Genomic DNA, 16,207 nt, shown 5'->3' on the forward strand with positions numbered 1-16,207 from the left:
CAATTCTGCTTACGATGCATAAATTCCCATAACAGAAGTGCAATTTCCACACCAGATGCATATCACCTGCCAGAAAGCACATCAAATCATTGACGAAACCTGTATCTCACCATAGACCTGATATTCCGCAGCGTTTAAAAATGCGGATATTGCAACCAACCCTCCTGTCAGGAAAGATATGATGATAACCGACCGCTCAAACCACACCGACCTTGCGCCCGACCTGATTGCGGCAGCAGCACAGGCGAAAGCGTGGCCCTTTGAAGAGGCTCGGAAAATCATAAAACGCTATGAGAAGACCGGTTTTCCCGACACCGTGATTTTTGAAACCGGTTACGGCCCTTCCGGCTTGCCGCATATTGGCACATTTGGCGAGGTTGCGCGCACATCCATGGTGCGCCATGCTTTCCACATTCTCACACAGGGCAAGGTCAGGTCAAAGCTGATTTGCTTCTCCGATGATATGGATGGCATGCGCAAAATTCCGGATAATGTGCCGGACAGGGCTTTTCTTGAGTCTTATCTGCATATGCCATTGTCTGCCGTGCCTAATCCTTTTGGCGGCGACTACAAGAGTTTTGCCGATCATAACAACACCATGCTGTGCCGCTTTCTGGACACTTTCGGTTTTGATTATGAATTTGCAAGCGCCACGGAATATTATAAATCCGGCCGTTTTGATGAAGTGCTGCTGCGCGCAGCCAAGCGTTATGACGATATTATGGCCGTGATGCTGCCAACATTAGGCGCGGAACGTCAGGCAACCTACAGCCCGTTTTTACCAATTTCCCCGACGACAGGCCGTGTGCTTTATGTGCCGATGAAAAAGGTGGACGCCAAAGCAGGCACCATAACTTTTGACGATGAAGACGGCACTGAAATTACACTGCCGGTAACAGGCGGCAATGTGAAGCTGCAGTGGAAGCCGGATTTTGGCATGCGCTGGGCAGCCCTTGGCGTTGATTTTGAAATGTTTGGCAAAGATCACCAGACCAATCAGGCGATCTATGACCGCATTTGCGAAATTCTTGGTGGCCGTGCACCGGAGCATTTTGTTTATGAACTGTTCCTTGATGATCTTGGCCAAAAAATTTCCAAGTCAAAAGGCAATGGTATCAGCATTGATGAATGGCTCACATACGCGCCGGAAACCAGCCTTGGCCTCTATATGTATCAAAAGCCAAGAACGGCAAAAAAGCTCTATTTTGATGTAATTCCCAAAGCCGTGGATGAATATTTTTCCTATCTGGCTGCCTATGAAAAACAAGACTGGGCCAACCGTCTCAATAATCCGGTTTGGCATTTGCATTACGGCAACCCGCCAAAGATTGATCTGCCGGTGCCTTTTGCCATGTTGCTCAATCTTGTCAGTGCATCCAATGCAGAGAATGCCGCTACTTTATGGGGCTTTATCTCACGTTATGCACCAGGAGCCTCACCGCAAACACATCCGGAGCTCAACGCCCTGGTGGAATATGCTATCCGCTACTTCAATGATTTTGTGAAACCAACCAAGAAATTCCGTGCGCCGGATGAGGTTGAATGCGGGGCATTGCATAATCTTGATGCAGCACTTGATGCTCTGAATAAAAATGCTGACGGAACGGCAATCCAGAATGCTATTCTGGATGTCGCACGCGTAATTGAGCGTTATCAGGACCACAATAAGAAGAGCCCCGATGGCGGCCCTGGTGTTTCTGTCTCCTTCTTCCAGATGCTCTATGAAGTATTGATCGGTCAGGAGCGTGGCCCGCGTTTTGGTTCATTCGTTGCGCTTTACGGCATTGATGAAACACGCGGGCTGATTGCTGAGGCGCTAAAACGCGCCTGAACACCGGAGCCTATAAATCAGTAAGCCGCGTTTTTTAAAAAACGCGGCTTATTTACATTCATTATTGCGGGACAGGCGGAAATGGCAGATCAGACCCTGTCTCCTGTGCCGGCATAGAAGGTGCAGGGGCAGTATTTTCCGGATCAGCCGGCATAGAATCCTCCGGCACTGTGGCGGAGGATTCCGGCATATGCGTTGCAGGTTTACGGCCAAAAACGCCAAGAAGCTTCTTTTCAGCCTGTGTCTGACTTTCAGTATAGGCGCCGCCAAAAGTTGCCCGCGCCCAGCCATTTTCCACCAGCCAGCGGGCAATATCGGTTCCGGCCAATGAACAGGTGGTGCGGATCAATGGCTGATCCTGCGCCACACCATCCATATTGCAGGCCACGGCACGGCCACGTAACCATGAACGGAAAGCCGTGCGCGCCTGCATTCCGCATTGCCAGATATCGCCGTTAATATCTGCACAAACTGCGTCCGGCTCCACAATATCAATACCGTTAAGCTCGATTGTGCGGCTACCGACAGCCAGCCTGCCGGCAGCCAATGCCACAGGGCGATAAAACAGACCGCCCTCTGCCGCCTGTTCTTCAGAGGGTGCTGTTTCAGCAGGCTTTTCCTGCACCGGTGTTGCCAGTGACAAAGCACTTAAGGGCGGGCGCGGTTCTATCCGCTCCAGCGGCTTATTCTGCATGGCACCGGAAGCATCAGGCAGCGGGTTTTTCACCTTTTCTTCATCGCCGCCTGATTGACCGCCTGATTGGCCGGATAACTGCATATCTTCCGGCATATCAAAATTTTCAATAATAATAGCGCCTTCACCACTGCCAGCCTCGTGATCAAGCGCACCATAAAACGGCGCGACATAGGCTGCAAACAATGTTGCGCCAACACCAAAAGCAAGTAATGGCGGCAAAATTGTCCGGAGGGTTGCCGGTTTACGCATAATCACTCCCGTTTATTGCCATACAGTGCGGCAGAGATGCCGGATTGCCTTTCGCCCTTTATAAGCTTGCGCAAATGTAAGCATATCTGTGGCGGCCAGTCCAAGAATTCCCGCCAGAGATTGTATTGACGGCCAGAACGGGCGGCCGTCTGCTGCATAATATCCGCACTTGTTGCATATTATGAGATCAAGCCGGCACGGGTGCCGGACCGGATGGTGTTAATTGAGCATTCTTTGCCGGCAAGTCAATCGCTGACATATGTCAGGATATGAAAATATTGGCATCAGCCATGACCGGAAATAAATATGGCGCGGAGAATATCCGCGCCATATCCAATTGCAAAACCTGGTGCATTCTCACAAGGCATGCCCCGCATAGCTGCAAGATGCCTTATCCGATGCCGGTTTATGCAGCCTTATAGGGATTAAAACGCTCGTAAAAGGTCTCATCATTTTCTGCCATATCGGTCAGCAATTTAGGTGCCTTAAACTGTGCGCCATAATCTTTCTGCAGTTTCTTCGCCAGCTTGACGAAAGCCTTTGCACCCATACCATCAATATAGGACAGGGTGCCGCCGGTATAAGGGGCAAAACCAAAAGCAAGGATAGAGCCGACATCAGCCTCACGCGGATCTGTCACAATACCTTCTTCCATCACGCGGGCTGCCTCCAAAGCAATCGTGACAAGGAAACGCTGTTTAAGCACCTCCACATCCACTTTATCAGCATCCTGCTGCGGATAAAGCGTGGCAAGCTCCGGCCACAGATATTTCTTGGCAGGTTTTGCCGGATAATCATAGAAGCCTTTGCCATTCTTTCGGCCAAGGCGGCCATATTTATCCACCAGCGTATTAACCAGCTCGACATGACGCGGATCAACAGCTTTTTCACCCAGATCAGCCAAAGTGGCCTTCAGGATTTTTTGTGACAAATCAATTGCTGTTTCATCATTAAGCGCCAGCGGCCCGACCGGCATGCCGGCCATTTTGGCAGCATTTTCAATCATTGCAGGCGGAACGCCTTCCACCAGCATATTATAGGCTTCAGACATATAGCGCAGCACACAGCGATTGACATAGAAACCGCGTGTATCATTGACAACAATCGGTGTTTTCTTGATCGCACGCACATAATCAAGCGCCATTGCCAGCGCCTTATCGCCGGTCTTTTTGCCCATGATCACTTCCACCAGCATCATCTTGTCAACCGGTGAGAAGAAGTGAATGCCGATGAAGTTTTTCGGACGCTGCGAAACCTTGGCAAGACCGGTAATCGGCAAGGTCGAGGTATTGGATGCAAAAATTGCATTCTGCCCCAGCACGGCTTCTGCCTGCTCGGTTGCTGCTTTTTTAACATCGCGGTCTTCAAATACGGCTTCAATCACCATATCGGCACCATCAAGCGCCGCATAATCGGCAGATGGTGTAATAAGCGCCAGAAGCTTGTCCTTATCTTCCGCTGTCATCCGGCCTTTCTGCATCTCCTTGGCAATGAGATCTGCAGAATGCGCCTTGCCCTTTTCAGCCGCTTCCAATGTGCGGTCGATCAATACCACGGGAATGCCGGCCTTTGCGGTTACATAAGCAATGCCTGCCCCCATGAAACCGGCACCAATAACGCCGATTTTCTCGAACTTTGTCGGCTTGATGCCTTCCGGACGGCGTGCACCCTTATTCAGTTCCTGCAAGGATACAAAGAGCGAGCGGATCATCGACTGCGCTTCTGTTGTCTGCAGAATATGGGTGAAATAACGCTGTTCAATCTTCAGGCCGGTATCAAACGGCACCAGAAGCCCTTCATAAACGCATTTGAGAATGGTGAGAGCTGCCGGATAATTGCCGGAGGTTTCACGGCGCAGAATAGCTGTCGCCGCAGGCCAGAGATTGGCGCCGGCTGCAGAATAAATTGCACCACCGGGCAGTTTGAAGCCTTTTTCATCCCAAGGCTGCACCGGCTTCAAACCGTTGCGGATCATCTTCTTGGCGGTTTCAAGCAGTTTTTTAGCCGGAGCCACTTCATGCACCAGCCCCATTGCCTTGGCACGTCCCGGATTAAGGCTTGAACCGGTGGTCATCATCTGCAATGCGTCTTGTTGATTAACCAGACGCGGCACACGCTGCGTGCCCCCTGCCCCCGGGAGCAGGCCGACTTTTACTTCCGGCAATGCCAGTTTAACGCCTTCCGCATCCGACACAACACGGCCATGGCACGCCAGCGACAATTCCAGTGCGCCGCCCATACAGGTGCCGTTAATTGCGGCAACCCAAGGCTTGCCGCAGGTTTCAAGCTTGCGGTAAAGACCGGTCATCCGGCCAACATTATTGAACAGGTTCTCAACAGCTTTATCGGGATCCTGCTTCTGTTCCTTTTTGAAAATGCTGAGCATTTTCTGCATCATGGTGAGATCAGCCCCACCGGAGAATGTATCCTTGCCCGATGTGATTACCGCACCTTTGACCGCAGCATCCGCCACAACCTGATCAATGATGCTGTCAAGCTCGGTCATCACTTCTTCTGTGAGCACATTCATGCTCTTGTCCGGCATATTCCATGTGACAACGGCAATACCGTCAGCGCCGGTTTCAACTTTAAAATTCTTGTAATTTGTCATTGGTCTCAACTCCCTCACACACGCTCAATGATGGTCGCCGTGCCCATACCCGCACCGATACAAAGCGTTACCAGTGCCGTGTTGAGATCGCGCCGTTCCAGTTCATCAAGCACAGTGCCGAGAATCATTGCGCCGGTCGCCCCCAGAGGGTGCCCCATGGCAATCGCACCGCCATTCACATTGATTTTGCTGTGCGGAATATTAAAGGCCTGCATATAGCGCAGCACCACAGCCGCAAAAGCTTCATTAAGCTCAAACAGATCAATATCCGAGAGCTTCATTTTTGCCCGTTCCAGCAATTTTTCTGTCACATCCACGGGGCCTGTCAGCATCAATGCCGGATCCGAACCAATATTGGTGAAGGCGCGGATACGGGCGCGCGGCTTGATATCCAGCATTTTGCCGGCGCGTTTGGAACCAACCAATACAGCTGCCGCACCATCAACAATACCCGATGAGTTGCCGGCATGATGCACGTGATTGACAGCCTCAACCTCCGGATGCGCCTGAATACCGACAGCGTTAAAGCCGCCCATTTCCCCCGGCATCACAAAAGAAGGATTAAGACCCGACAAAGCCGCAAGATCTGTGCCCGGGCGCATATGCTCATCATGATCAAGAATGGTCAGGCCGTTTATATCCCTGATCGGAATAACGGAGTTTTTAAAATAGCCTTTTGCCCAGCTTTCCGCCGCACGGCGCTGACTTTCCACCGCGTAAGAATCCACATCTTCACGGGTAAAGCCATATTTTGTAGCGATAAGATCAGCAGAAACGCCCTGCGGCATGAACCAGCCCGGAAAACCAACCGACGGATCCATATACCATGCGCCGCCGGACATCCCCATACCAACGCGGGACATGCTCTCCACACCACCGGCAATCACCAGCTCATCGCTGCCGCCTGCAATCTTGGCTGCGGCAAAATTGATGGCATCAAGGCCGGATGCGCAAAAACGTGAAATCTGTATGCCCGGCGCCTTGAAATCGTAACCGGCCTCAAAAGCTGCCGAGCGCGGAATAACCGCCCCTGCTTCCCCCACCGGATCAACACAGCCAAAGATAATATCGTCAACTTTGGCTGTATCAATGCCATTGCGATCGCGTAAGGCCTCCAGCACTTTTGCGCCAAGGCGCACGGCCGGCACTTCATGCAGGCTGCCGTCCTTTTTGCCGCGCCCGCGCGGTGTGCGCACATGATCATAAATAAAAGCGGTCATAATTCATTTAACTCCCAAATCTCACAGTGCTGTATCAAAAAGCGCCATGCCGCTTCCTGATACAGCCACCAGCCTTTCAGCGGTTCTTAAAACGCATCTTGCGGCAATGCCATCAGCGTATCAGCGCCGGTCTGAATGCGCGCCAGACGCAACTGAGTTTCCGGCATAATACGTTCCATATAAAAACGGGCTGTGACAAGCTTGGTTTCAAGGAAGGCCTTGTCGCCGTCACCCGCATTCAGACGGGCCTGTGCGGCCTTGGCCATTTTTGCCCACATAAAGCCAAGCGCCACCAAACCGAAAAGATGCATATAATCTGTGGAAGCCGCACCGGCATTATCCGGTTTGGCCATGGCATTCTGCATCAGCCACATAGATGCGCCCTGCAGATCATTCAGGCCTTTTTTCAAATGTTTGGTGAAGAAGGACAAGGCTTCATCGCTGCGGTTTTCTTCACAGAAATCGCCGATTTCCTTGAAATAGGCCATAAGGGCACGGCCGCCATTGGCAGGCAGTTTACGCCCCACCAGATCCAGCGCCTGAATACCATTGGCGCCTTCATAAATCATGGTGATACGGGCATCGCGCACATATTGGCTCATGCCGTTTTCTTCAATATAGCCGTGGCCGCCAAAAACCTGCTGCGCCATGACCGCATGGTCAAAGCCCTTATCGGTCAGCACGCCTTTTAGCACCGGTGTGAGCAGGCCAACATAATCATCAGCCGCCTGACGGGCTGCCTCATCAGAAGAGTGATGGGCAATATCTGCCTGCAAGGCAGTGCTCAGCACCAAAGCGCGGCCGGCCTCGTTAAAGGCGCGAATGGTGAGAAGAGCACGACGGATATCCGGATGCACAATGATCGGATCTGCCTTCTTATCCGGACAGGCCGCACCGGTGAGCGCACGGCCCTGGAGGCGCTCACGCGCATAATCAGCGGCATTCTGATAAGCAGTTTCAGAAATTGAAAGCCCCTGCAATGCCACACCAAGCCGTGCTTCATTCATCATGGTGAACATGGCGCGCAGGCCTTTATTCTCCCCGCCAATGAGGAAGCCTGTTGCATCATCATAATTCATCACGCAGGTGGAATTGCCGTGAATCCCCATCTTTTCTTCAATGGAGCCGCAGGTAACGCCATTGCGCCCTGCCACATCACCATTGGCATCAAGGTTGAATTTCGGCACAATAAACAGCGAAATACCCTTGTTCCCTTCCGGTGCGCCTTCAATACGTGCAAGCACCAGATGGATAATATTTTCCGTCATGCCATGTTCACCGGCAGAGATGAAAATCTTTGAACCGGTAATCTTGTAAGAGCCGTCAGCCTGCGGCACAGCCCGCGAGCGCAGCAAGCCAAGATCCGTGCCGCAATGCGGCTCGGTCAGGTTCATCGTGCCCGACCAGCGCCCTTCAATCATCTTTGGCAGATAGGTCTTTTTCTGTTCATCCGTGCCGTGGGTGAGAATGGCGGCAATTGCGCCCTGCGTCAGCCCCGGATACATCATCAGCGCCATATTGGCTGATGACATATATTCTCCAACCGCCGAGTGCAACAAATATGGCAGCCCCTGCCCGCCAAATTCCTCCGGAGCGGCAAGGCCAACCCAGCCACCGGCACAATATTCATCATAGGCTTCCTTAAAGCCCTGCGGAACCTTAACGGAGGCATCCGGCAGCCGCTCGCAACCTTCACGGTCACCGCTGTGGTTAAGCGGAAACAATGTCTGTTCGGCAAGTTTTGCACCTTCCTGCAAAATCGCCTCTGTCACATCGCCGCTCATTTCAGCATAGGCTGGTATGTCCTTGCAGGACGCAATATCCAGCACATCATTGAGAATAAACTGCGTATCACGAACCGGTGCGCGATAAATTGGCATGCACTTCCTCCAGTTTTATAGCAGCAATCATGCAGATGCTGCCCGGCAAACCTAGGCTGAATTTGCAACAAGGCTTGCGCATAAGTTACATTCTTCCAATATCAGGGCATTAAAAACACCCAGCCGTGCCATTCACTTTCTGCGGTTTTGCCACTCCTCCCGGGCAGCCATTCAGCCTGTATCCGGCTGCAAACAGCCTTTTTATCACAAGCCGAAACAGCAGCCTCCCATAAAGGGATGTCATTTTACGGCTCTTAACCACAAGAAATCTGACCCGTTAAACGCAGACTAGTCAATTTTGACGTTTCCGTAAACGTCAAAATTCAATTCCGAGGTTTAAATTTTCCGTGTTTATAACACTTATATGCAGGTTTGTGATAATGAAGGGCCTTTCAACCTGCCGTTTTAACACCGATTACCGTATAAATCCGCTTCCACAGTGATAAAAAAGCGAAAACCGGCGCGGCATCAGCGCGGATTATTTTACCCCGGATCTGAAAAGCAATTAAAGGCTGCGATTCCGTGAAAAGCGAGTCTTTTCTCAGCCTGCACAGATAAAATGAGCCTCTCCCCCCTGAAAAGCGGGGCATTTTTGCAACACTCTCCGGCTCACAAAACCTGCATCATATCTGCAGGTTTAGATAAAAAGACTATTGCGTCATCCAATATTCTTTAATTCTCATTAAACGTAATATGTTGAATTATTGCGAAAATTTTTATCAAAATATATTTTTGCCGCTTAAATTATCGTAAAACAATTATATTTTAGTTCCGCTAAATATAATGGTTAAGGATTTGTGAACTATATTTTCCGCCTTTTCATTAATTTTTTCACGGCTATTGTTACAGCAATCTTTGTAACAAACGGACTATAGACATGAAAAAATTTGCAGCCCTTCTCGCAATGACCGTATTTGCCGGCCATGCCTTTGCAGCAGATGCGATTGTTTCTGCGCCAGAGCCTGCACCGGTTGAATATCCTGCTTTCAGCTGGACAGGTGGCTATATCGGTGCCCATGGCGGTTACGGCTGGGCTTCTATGCATGATGTGAACAATCCGGAAGCCAGTAAGGTTAAACCGAAAGGTGGTTTTGGTGGTCTTCAGGCTGGTTACAACTGGCAGTTCGACAACAATGTTGTTCTTGGTGCAGAAGCCGATGTTTCTTTCGGCAAGATCAAAAAGTCATGGGATGGACGAGACACCAACCAATACGACTCTTACTATGGCGAAGACAAAATCGGCACACATGGCACTGTTCGTGCCCGTCTTGGTTATGCAGTTGATCGTTTCCTGCCATATGTAACCGGTGGTATTGCTTTTGCCGAAGCAAAACATACCCTTGGTTGTGATGTTGCTCGCGTTTCGAACACAACCGGTTGCGGTGGGAAAGCTAATAACGGTAAATTTGAAGATAAAGCCTCCAAAACCCGCGTTGGTTATACTGTAGGTGCCGGCGTAGAATATGCTGTTACAGACAACTGGACAGTTAAAGCTGAATATCTCTACTCCAATTATGGCAAGAAAAACGTAACACTTTACGATCCATATAAGACCCAATACAATGAACGCCGTTTCAAGACAGACCTCAACGAAGTACGTTTCGGCGTAAATTACAAGTTCTGATCTGCCGGCCATTTATGATCACAGTCTAAGTTTTAGCCCTGTCTTCTCCAAGGCAGGGCTTTTTTCTGTTACAGTCTTTGCACTATAATCTGCTTAAACAGCTGCAGAGCTGCATCTCTTATAAATTAAACTTCAGGCATATTGCATATTCTTCTCCTGCCAATACCCCCCCCCGCACAAAGCCGGCGCTATATGCGGATGCTTTCAATGAGGCTTATTTTAATACCCTCAAGCGTAAATCTTTTTAAAAGTTAAAGAATAATTTCAAAAATTAACCGCTTATTTACCACGTTTCGACAAAATTGGGGGCACGGCAAAATCCGTATTATGCGCCGTTTATGTGCCGGCCTGAAAATTGCGGACAGCCATAAACGCATCATGTGACCCATCCGCTGGATAAATATTTAAAGATAAATATCAAAAGCGGCACAGTTGAAAGAGTGTAATCGGCGATGACAAATCAGCAATCCCCCCTCGATAGCCTGAATATGCGCCGCGAGCGCCGCCCGCTTGCATCACTTGATGAGCTGAACCGCACTCTTGCAGCTCTGGAAGATCATTTGCGCAGCCGCAAATATAATGAGGAAAATACGCCCCTGCCCGCACAGTCCGGCGCAGAACCAATGCAGGATTTGCAACATCAGGCCGGTTTTTCACCTCAGGATTACGCTGCACAGCCTGCACAAAAAGCTTCAACAGCAGATAATCCGCATCAGCATGCCCTTGCTGAAATTGCAGAAGAATTGCAGCGTTTGCGCGCAATTGATGAATTAAAACAGGCCGCTGCTATCAGCGATCATTTGCAAACCTCCGGCAGCAGCCATCAGCCGCTTTCCTCAGCGGAGCGTTTTATTGCAGGCACCAGCCGTTATACAGGCAATATCAGCCAAAGCGATAATACGGACAGGATTATGCGCCGTGATTTTGAAGAACTCAAACGCACAGTGGAAACATTGGCGCGTGAGGAAACCTTGCGCCGTATGAGCCACCGCTGGGATGCGCTGGATGAGCGTTTTGATAATTTTGCGCAGGAGCAATCAGAAAAACTGCAGGCGCAGCAGGCTATAGACCCCGCGCTTGATGCCATCAGCACAAGGCTGGAAGATATACGCCGGATGATTGTGCAATTGCCGGATGATCAAAACCGCTCGCTGCAGCAACTGGATGAAAGGCTGAATGAAATCAGCCGCGCTATCCTTGCCGCCAGCTATCAGCGCCCGCAGGCGGAAGAGGCTCGTATTGCTGAAGAACTGGACCGCCGCTTTGCAGCATTGACCGATTATCTTGATGAGCAATATCAAAACAGCCTGCATAAAAACGCCCTCAATGATGATCGCTTCATCGAAGCACTGGAAAACCGGCTTGATCATATTACCCGTCAGGTCAGCGAGCAGACTGCTTTTATACAGAACACCCCTGTTGCAGAGGCTGCAGATCAGCAATTGCTGCGCAATCTGGAAAAACAGCTTGCCTTTATCACCGAGCATCTTGGCAAACCTGAAAGGCTTGTGCCGGAACTGGCGGAAATCAAGCCGCGCCTTGATGAGATTGAGCGGTCCATTGATATCAGCCGTGATACGGTGCTCAATGCCGCGCGGGAAGCTGCGGAAGAGGCAATTCGTCAGGCTGTGCACAAAAGCCCGGCCGAAGAGACAGAACTTGCCCGCCAACTGGCCAATGACCTCAAAGCACTGGAAAAACTGACGCGCGATACCAATGCGCAAAACAGCCGTAGCTTTGAGCGCGTTCAGGATACATTGCTGAAGATTGCCGATCGTCTGGCGCAAATTGAAAAAGGCAGCCTGCATAAGGCGCCACATCTGCGCCCTGCATCACTGAATATACAGGAAAATAAAGAGCGATTTATCAATCAATTCTCTTTTCCTGAGCAGGACAGCGCGCCTTTTACCGGTCTTAATAATGCGCTTATTCGCAACAACGCAGGTGATGAAGCCGCACCTGCAGAAAAAAAATCCTTTTTGAGCGGGCTTGCAAAGGCTGTACGCGGCAAAAAGCCGGAAGCTGCGCCTTCAGCCGATGCAGATGATTTTTATATTGACGATGCGGATCTGCAGCCTGAAGCCGGAACCGGCAGCCTGCTATCCCAAACCCGTCCCTTGAAGACGTCTGAACAATCAGAACATATACCGGCCGCCCAGACATTGGCTGCCATGCCGGATCTCAATGCCATTATCCGCCGTGTGCGCGATGAACAGCGCGGCCGTAATGCCGGCATGTCTTCACAAGATGGCGGCAAGGCCGAGCTTATCAGCGCCGCACGCCGCACCCTGCAGGCCGCGGCAGAAGAAACCGGACGCCTGCGCGATCAGGATGAGCCGGCAGAAACCGGCAATACGCCGTGCAAGGATGATCTTTGTGCAGGCGCAGAGCCGGTTGCTGAACAGAACAAGCCAAAACGCTCTTTACGCAAGCCGCTGCTGCTGGCTATTTGCGCCATCATCATGGCAGGCACCGGCCTGCAGCTTGGCCATTCATATCTGGCAGAGCGCGACAGTTTTTTGACAAAACAACAGCCGGATGCAAGCCGCAACCAGCCTGCCATAACTCAGCCGGCAGCTAAAAAAAGCGGCCAGCCCCTGCCTGCCCAGCCTCTTTCTGCAAAGCCTCTTTCTGTAATGCCGGCAAAGCCTGACATTGCATCCGCGCCTGAACAGGAAAAACTTGCACAATTGCCTGCCCAACCGGCAGTGTTGATGCCTGACAGCGCCCAAAAGCCGGATAATATTACCACACAGGCCATTTCTCCCAAAGAAACGGCTGCGGCCACACCTGAGCCGGAAGTGAGGGAAAAGGCAGAAGAAAAAGCTGAGACCGCTGTTGAAAAACTCAAGCCGATCCCGGCCATTGCGCCGGAAGCCGGCCCTGATGCCCTGCGCAAGGCGGCTGAAAACGGCGATGCCCGTGCCCTCTACGCAATTGGTGTGCGTTATACAGACGGGATTGGTGTGACAAGCAACTTCACAGAAGCGGCCAAATGGTATGAATTATCGGCAGAGCGCGGCTTTGCGCCTGCACAATACCGCCTTGGTAATTTTAACGAAAAAGGCCTTGGCATGCCGCGCGATATCGCAAAGGCTGCCGGCTTCTACGAACAGGCCGCAAAACAGGGCAATGCCAGTGCCATGCATAATCTTGCAGTCCTCCATGCTATGGGCACAGATGGCAAGGCCGATAATCTGGCAGCGGCAAAATGGTTTTTCAAGGCTGCAGAGCTTGGCATAAAAGACAGCCAGTTTAATCTTGGCATTCTTGCTGCCAAAGGCCTTGGCATGCCGCAAAATCTGGAAGAGAGCTATAAATGGTTTGCCCTTGCCGCTGATGCCGGCGATGCGGATGCCGCTGAAAAACGTGATCAGATTGCCAAATCCATGAGACCTGATCAGCTTGAGCGTGCCACCAAACTCGTCAGGCTGTGGAAGCCTAAGCCGCTGATTGAGGAAGCCAATAATGTAACAATTCCGGCGGACTGGAATGATGAAAAAACCGTCACCACAGCTTCGGTGGATATGAAAAAGGCTGTGCGCAATATTCAGCTGATTCTGCAAAAAAACGGCTATGATACCGGTGCGGCAGATGGGTTAATGGGGGCAAAGACCCGCCACGCAATTGCCGCTTTCCAGAAAGATAACGGCATGAAGGCAACCGGTGAGGTTGATCAGCGTCTGGTTGAAGCCTTGCTGGCAAAAAACAGCTGATTTGCCACAAGGCTGCAGCCATATCAGTCTAAACCTAAGCAATTTAACAAGACGGGGCATTCACTCTTATGCCCCGTCTTTTGTTTTGCCCTGATTATCCAGCCGGCTGTGCCATGGCTGTGATTCAATTTTAACATGGCTTTACACCGGTAAGCGGCTTTTATTTTACGCAAAATACCGTTCAGATTGCGTCCTTCATGCAACACTGTGCCATTACATTTCCTCCTCTACTTTGCCTGCACTTATTTCGCATCATCTTATGCACAGTGAAGGTTTGACTTGGCGCAAGCAAAGGCGCAGAAAATTAACAGTTTTTTGCAAAGATAGATGCGTTGCCGCCATTGGAGCGCAAAAGCCTGAGCATTCCCTGTTTCAAGACCTGAACGCTATATCAGTATTCAAGTCTTCATAATTCTGTCAGTTCACCGATAATCATCGCGACTGCCATCGAAAAGCTGCAAAGTCTGCCGATAGGCACCCGATATAATCACAGAGCCGACAGGCTTTTATACAGCATTCGGAAAGACCTGCAGGTGCAATCCCCGCAAGCCGCAAAAGGCTTATAGAGATAACCACCGCAGCAACAAATAAACGGTAGTCGGTCGTGGGTATTTATCTGCCAATCGCTGAAATTTCAGTCAATATGCTGGTTCTTCTCGGCATGGGGGCTGCTGTCGGGTTTTTATCCGGCCTGTTTGGTGTTGGCGGCGGGTTTCTCATCACCCCGCTTCTGATCTTTTACAATATTCCGCCTGCTATTGCTGTTGCAACCGGCGCCAATCAGGTTATTGCCTCTTCTGTCTCCGGCGCGCTTTCCCATTTCAAACGCCGCACGCTGGATTTCAAGCTTGGCATATTGCTGGTTATTGGCGGCTTGCTCGGCTCTCTGGCCGGTATTCATCTGTTTTCGCTCCTGCGCAATCTGGGGCAGCTCGATCTGATCATTTCGCTGCTTTATGTCATTTTGCTTGGTTCTGTCGGCGGATTGATGGCGGTTGAAAGCTGGCACACCCTGCGCCAGAGCAAACAGGGCAAGGCGCCTGATGCCCGCCGCCCGGGGCAACATAACTGGATCCACCGCATGCCGTTTAAAGCGCGTTTCCGCGCTTCCATGATTTATGTTTCCGTCATTCCCGTGCTTGCAATCGGTTTTGCAATTGGTCTTCTGTCCTCGGTTATGGGGGTTGGCGGCGGCTTTATCATGGTGCCCGCACTGATTTATCTCTTGCGCGTGCCTACCAATGTGGTTGTCGGAACATCCCTGTTTCAGATCACTTTCGTAACTGCTTTTACCACCGTGATGCAGGCAACCAATAACCATACGGTTGATATTGTGCTGGCATTTCTCCTGATGATCGGCGGCGTGATCGGCGCGCAATATGGCGCGCGCGCCGGACGCAAATTGCGCGGTGAGCAATTGCGCATGTTGCTGGCTTTGCTGGTGCTGGCCGTTGCATTGCGGCTGGCTTTCAGCCTGTTTATCCAGCCGGATAATGTATTCTCCATCGGTTTTGCGGATGAATAAGATGCGGCATTCTCTCAACAAAACCATCATCCTTCTGGGCATAGTGGTTTTTGCCCTGTCAGCACAGGCCGGCATTGCCGCCCCGCGCAAGGAGCGCGGATATGAACTGGCAAATATCAAGAATATACAGGAACCGCTGCCCTTGCCGGAAACGATCGAGATTGGCCTTTCCACCGAGACAATCGCCATTGCTTCCAATTTCAGCGGCACAAATCTTACAATTTTTGGCGCATTGGACAATGCTGATCCGCTGATCCGCAGGCAGGGGCGCTATGATATTATTGTGGTGCTGGAAGGGCCGCAGCGCAATCTTGTGGTACGTGAAAAATCCCGTTATCTCGGCATCTGGGTTAATGCGGATTCTGAAACTTTTCTTTCCGTACCGCTGTCCTATTCGCTGGCATCCACCAGACCCTTGCAGGATATTACCGATGAGCGCACTTACCGGCAATTATCGCTTGGTGTTAATTATTTCGCGCTTAATCCGGAATATGGCACCCTGAATTATCCAAATGCCGCCCGCTTTGGCCAGGAATTGCGTGAGATTAAATCACATCAGGGGCTTTATACGCAAAAGGTCGGCGCGGTGGAATTTGTATCACAAACCTTGTTCCGCGCCACTTTATCGCTTTCAGCCAATGTGCCTGTCGGCCGCCACAAGGCACGTGCCCTCTTGTTCCGGCATGGTGTTTTTATTGGTGAGGCCAATACACATCTTAATATCGTCAAGGCCGGCTTTGAACAACGGATTTATGAAGCCGCCCACCAATATAGCCTTGCTTATGGTTTGTTTGCTGTCTTTCTCGCCGGTCTCACCGGCTGGCTCGGTCAGCTTTTATTCCGCAATGACTGAT

At 50.9% G+C, this 16,207-nt stretch carries 9 protein-coding genes; 5 read left to right on the forward strand and 4 right to left on the reverse strand.

Annotation, left to right across the window (positions count from 1 at the left end; translation table 11 throughout):
• Nucleotides 1-181 precede the first annotated feature (181 nt).
• Entirely contained in the window at nt 182-1,831 is a 1,650-nt protein-coding gene (locus tag ACSTTO_RS13115; protein ID WP_439273827.1) for a lysine--tRNA ligase, read from the forward strand.
• 61 nt (nt 1,832-1,892) lie between these two features.
• Here ACSTTO_RS13115 and ACSTTO_RS13120 read toward each other — a convergent pair whose 3' ends face one another.
• The 4 genes from ACSTTO_RS13120 to ACSTTO_RS13135 all read right to left on the reverse strand — a co-directional run bounded on the left by ACSTTO_RS13120 (nt 1,893) and on the right by ACSTTO_RS13135 (nt 8,488).
• Nucleotides 1,893-2,777, reverse strand: coding sequence for a thermonuclease family protein (locus tag ACSTTO_RS13120; protein WP_439273675.1), 885 nt, complete (start codon nt 2,775-2,777; stop codon nt 1,893-1,895).
• A 406-nt stretch (nt 2,778-3,183) separates the two neighbouring features.
• Nucleotides 3,184-5,388, reverse strand: a complete 2,205-nt coding sequence (locus ACSTTO_RS13125; RefSeq protein ID WP_439273676.1) for a 3-hydroxyacyl-CoA dehydrogenase NAD-binding domain-containing protein — start codon at nt 5,386-5,388, stop codon at nt 3,184-3,186.
• 14 nt (nt 5,389-5,402) lie between these two features.
• Complete coding sequence (locus tag ACSTTO_RS13130; RefSeq protein ID WP_439273677.1) at nt 5,403-6,608, reverse strand: acetyl-CoA C-acetyltransferase; 1,206 nt, start codon at nt 6,606-6,608, stop codon at nt 5,403-5,405.
• A gap of 86 nt (nt 6,609-6,694) precedes the next feature.
• On the reverse strand, nt 6,695-8,488 hold the full coding sequence (locus tag ACSTTO_RS13135) for an acyl-CoA dehydrogenase C-terminal domain-containing protein (protein WP_439273679.1): 1,794 nt from the start codon (nt 8,486-8,488) through the stop codon (nt 6,695-6,697).
• Between the two features lie 877 nt (nt 8,489-9,365).
• On the opposite strand from ACSTTO_RS13135, the gene ACSTTO_RS13140 reads away from it, so the two are divergent.
• From ACSTTO_RS13140 to ACSTTO_RS13155, 4 genes are all read left to right on the forward strand, one after another.
• Entirely contained in the window at nt 9,366-10,112 is a 747-nt protein-coding gene (locus tag ACSTTO_RS13140; protein WP_439273681.1) for an outer membrane protein, read from the forward strand.
• A gap of 452 nt (nt 10,113-10,564) precedes the next feature.
• Complete coding sequence (locus tag ACSTTO_RS13145; RefSeq protein WP_439273682.1) at nt 10,565-13,828, forward strand: peptidoglycan-binding protein; 3,264 nt, start codon at nt 10,565-10,567, stop codon at nt 13,826-13,828.
• 643 nt (nt 13,829-14,471) lie between these two features.
• On the forward strand, nt 14,472-15,353 hold the full coding sequence (locus ACSTTO_RS13150; RefSeq protein ID WP_439273828.1) for a sulfite exporter TauE/SafE family protein: 882 nt from the start codon (nt 14,472-14,474) through the stop codon (nt 15,351-15,353).
• Between the two features lies 1 nt (nt 15,354).
• Complete coding sequence (locus ACSTTO_RS13155) at nt 15,355-16,206, forward strand: TIGR02186 family protein (protein ID WP_439273683.1); 852 nt, start codon at nt 15,355-15,357, stop codon at nt 16,204-16,206.
• The last annotated feature ends 1 nt before the right edge of the window (nt 16,207 follow it).

This window comes from Pseudochrobactrum albidum, assembly GCF_051851455.1.
Lineage (GTDB): Bacteria > Pseudomonadota > Alphaproteobacteria > Rhizobiales > Rhizobiaceae > Pseudochrobactrum.

Coding starts and splice junctions, on each gene's coding strand:
- ACSTTO_RS13115 (WP_439273827.1), top strand. CDS start 182: ATGATAACCGACCGCTCAAACCACACCGACCTTGCGCCCGACCTGATT.
- ACSTTO_RS13120 (WP_439273675.1), bottom strand. CDS start 2,777: ATGCGTAAACCGGCAACCCTCCGGACAATTTTGCCGCCATTACTTGCT.
- ACSTTO_RS13125 (WP_439273676.1), bottom strand. CDS start 5,388: ATGACAAATTACAAGAATTTTAAAGTTGAAACCGGCGCTGACGGTATT.
- ACSTTO_RS13130 (WP_439273677.1), bottom strand. CDS start 6,608: ATGACCGCTTTTATTTATGATCATGTGCGCACACCGCGCGGGCGCGGC.
- ACSTTO_RS13135 (WP_439273679.1), bottom strand. CDS start 8,488: ATGCCAATTTATCGCGCACCGGTTCGTGATACGCAGTTTATTCTCAAT.
- ACSTTO_RS13140 (WP_439273681.1), top strand. CDS start 9,366: ATGAAAAAATTTGCAGCCCTTCTCGCAATGACCGTATTTGCCGGCCAT.
- ACSTTO_RS13145 (WP_439273682.1), top strand. CDS start 10,565: ATGACAAATCAGCAATCCCCCCTCGATAGCCTGAATATGCGCCGCGAG.
- ACSTTO_RS13150 (WP_439273828.1), top strand. CDS start 14,472: ATGCTGGTTCTTCTCGGCATGGGGGCTGCTGTCGGGTTTTTATCCGGC.
- ACSTTO_RS13155 (WP_439273683.1), top strand. CDS start 15,355: ATGCGGCATTCTCTCAACAAAACCATCATCCTTCTGGGCATAGTGGTT.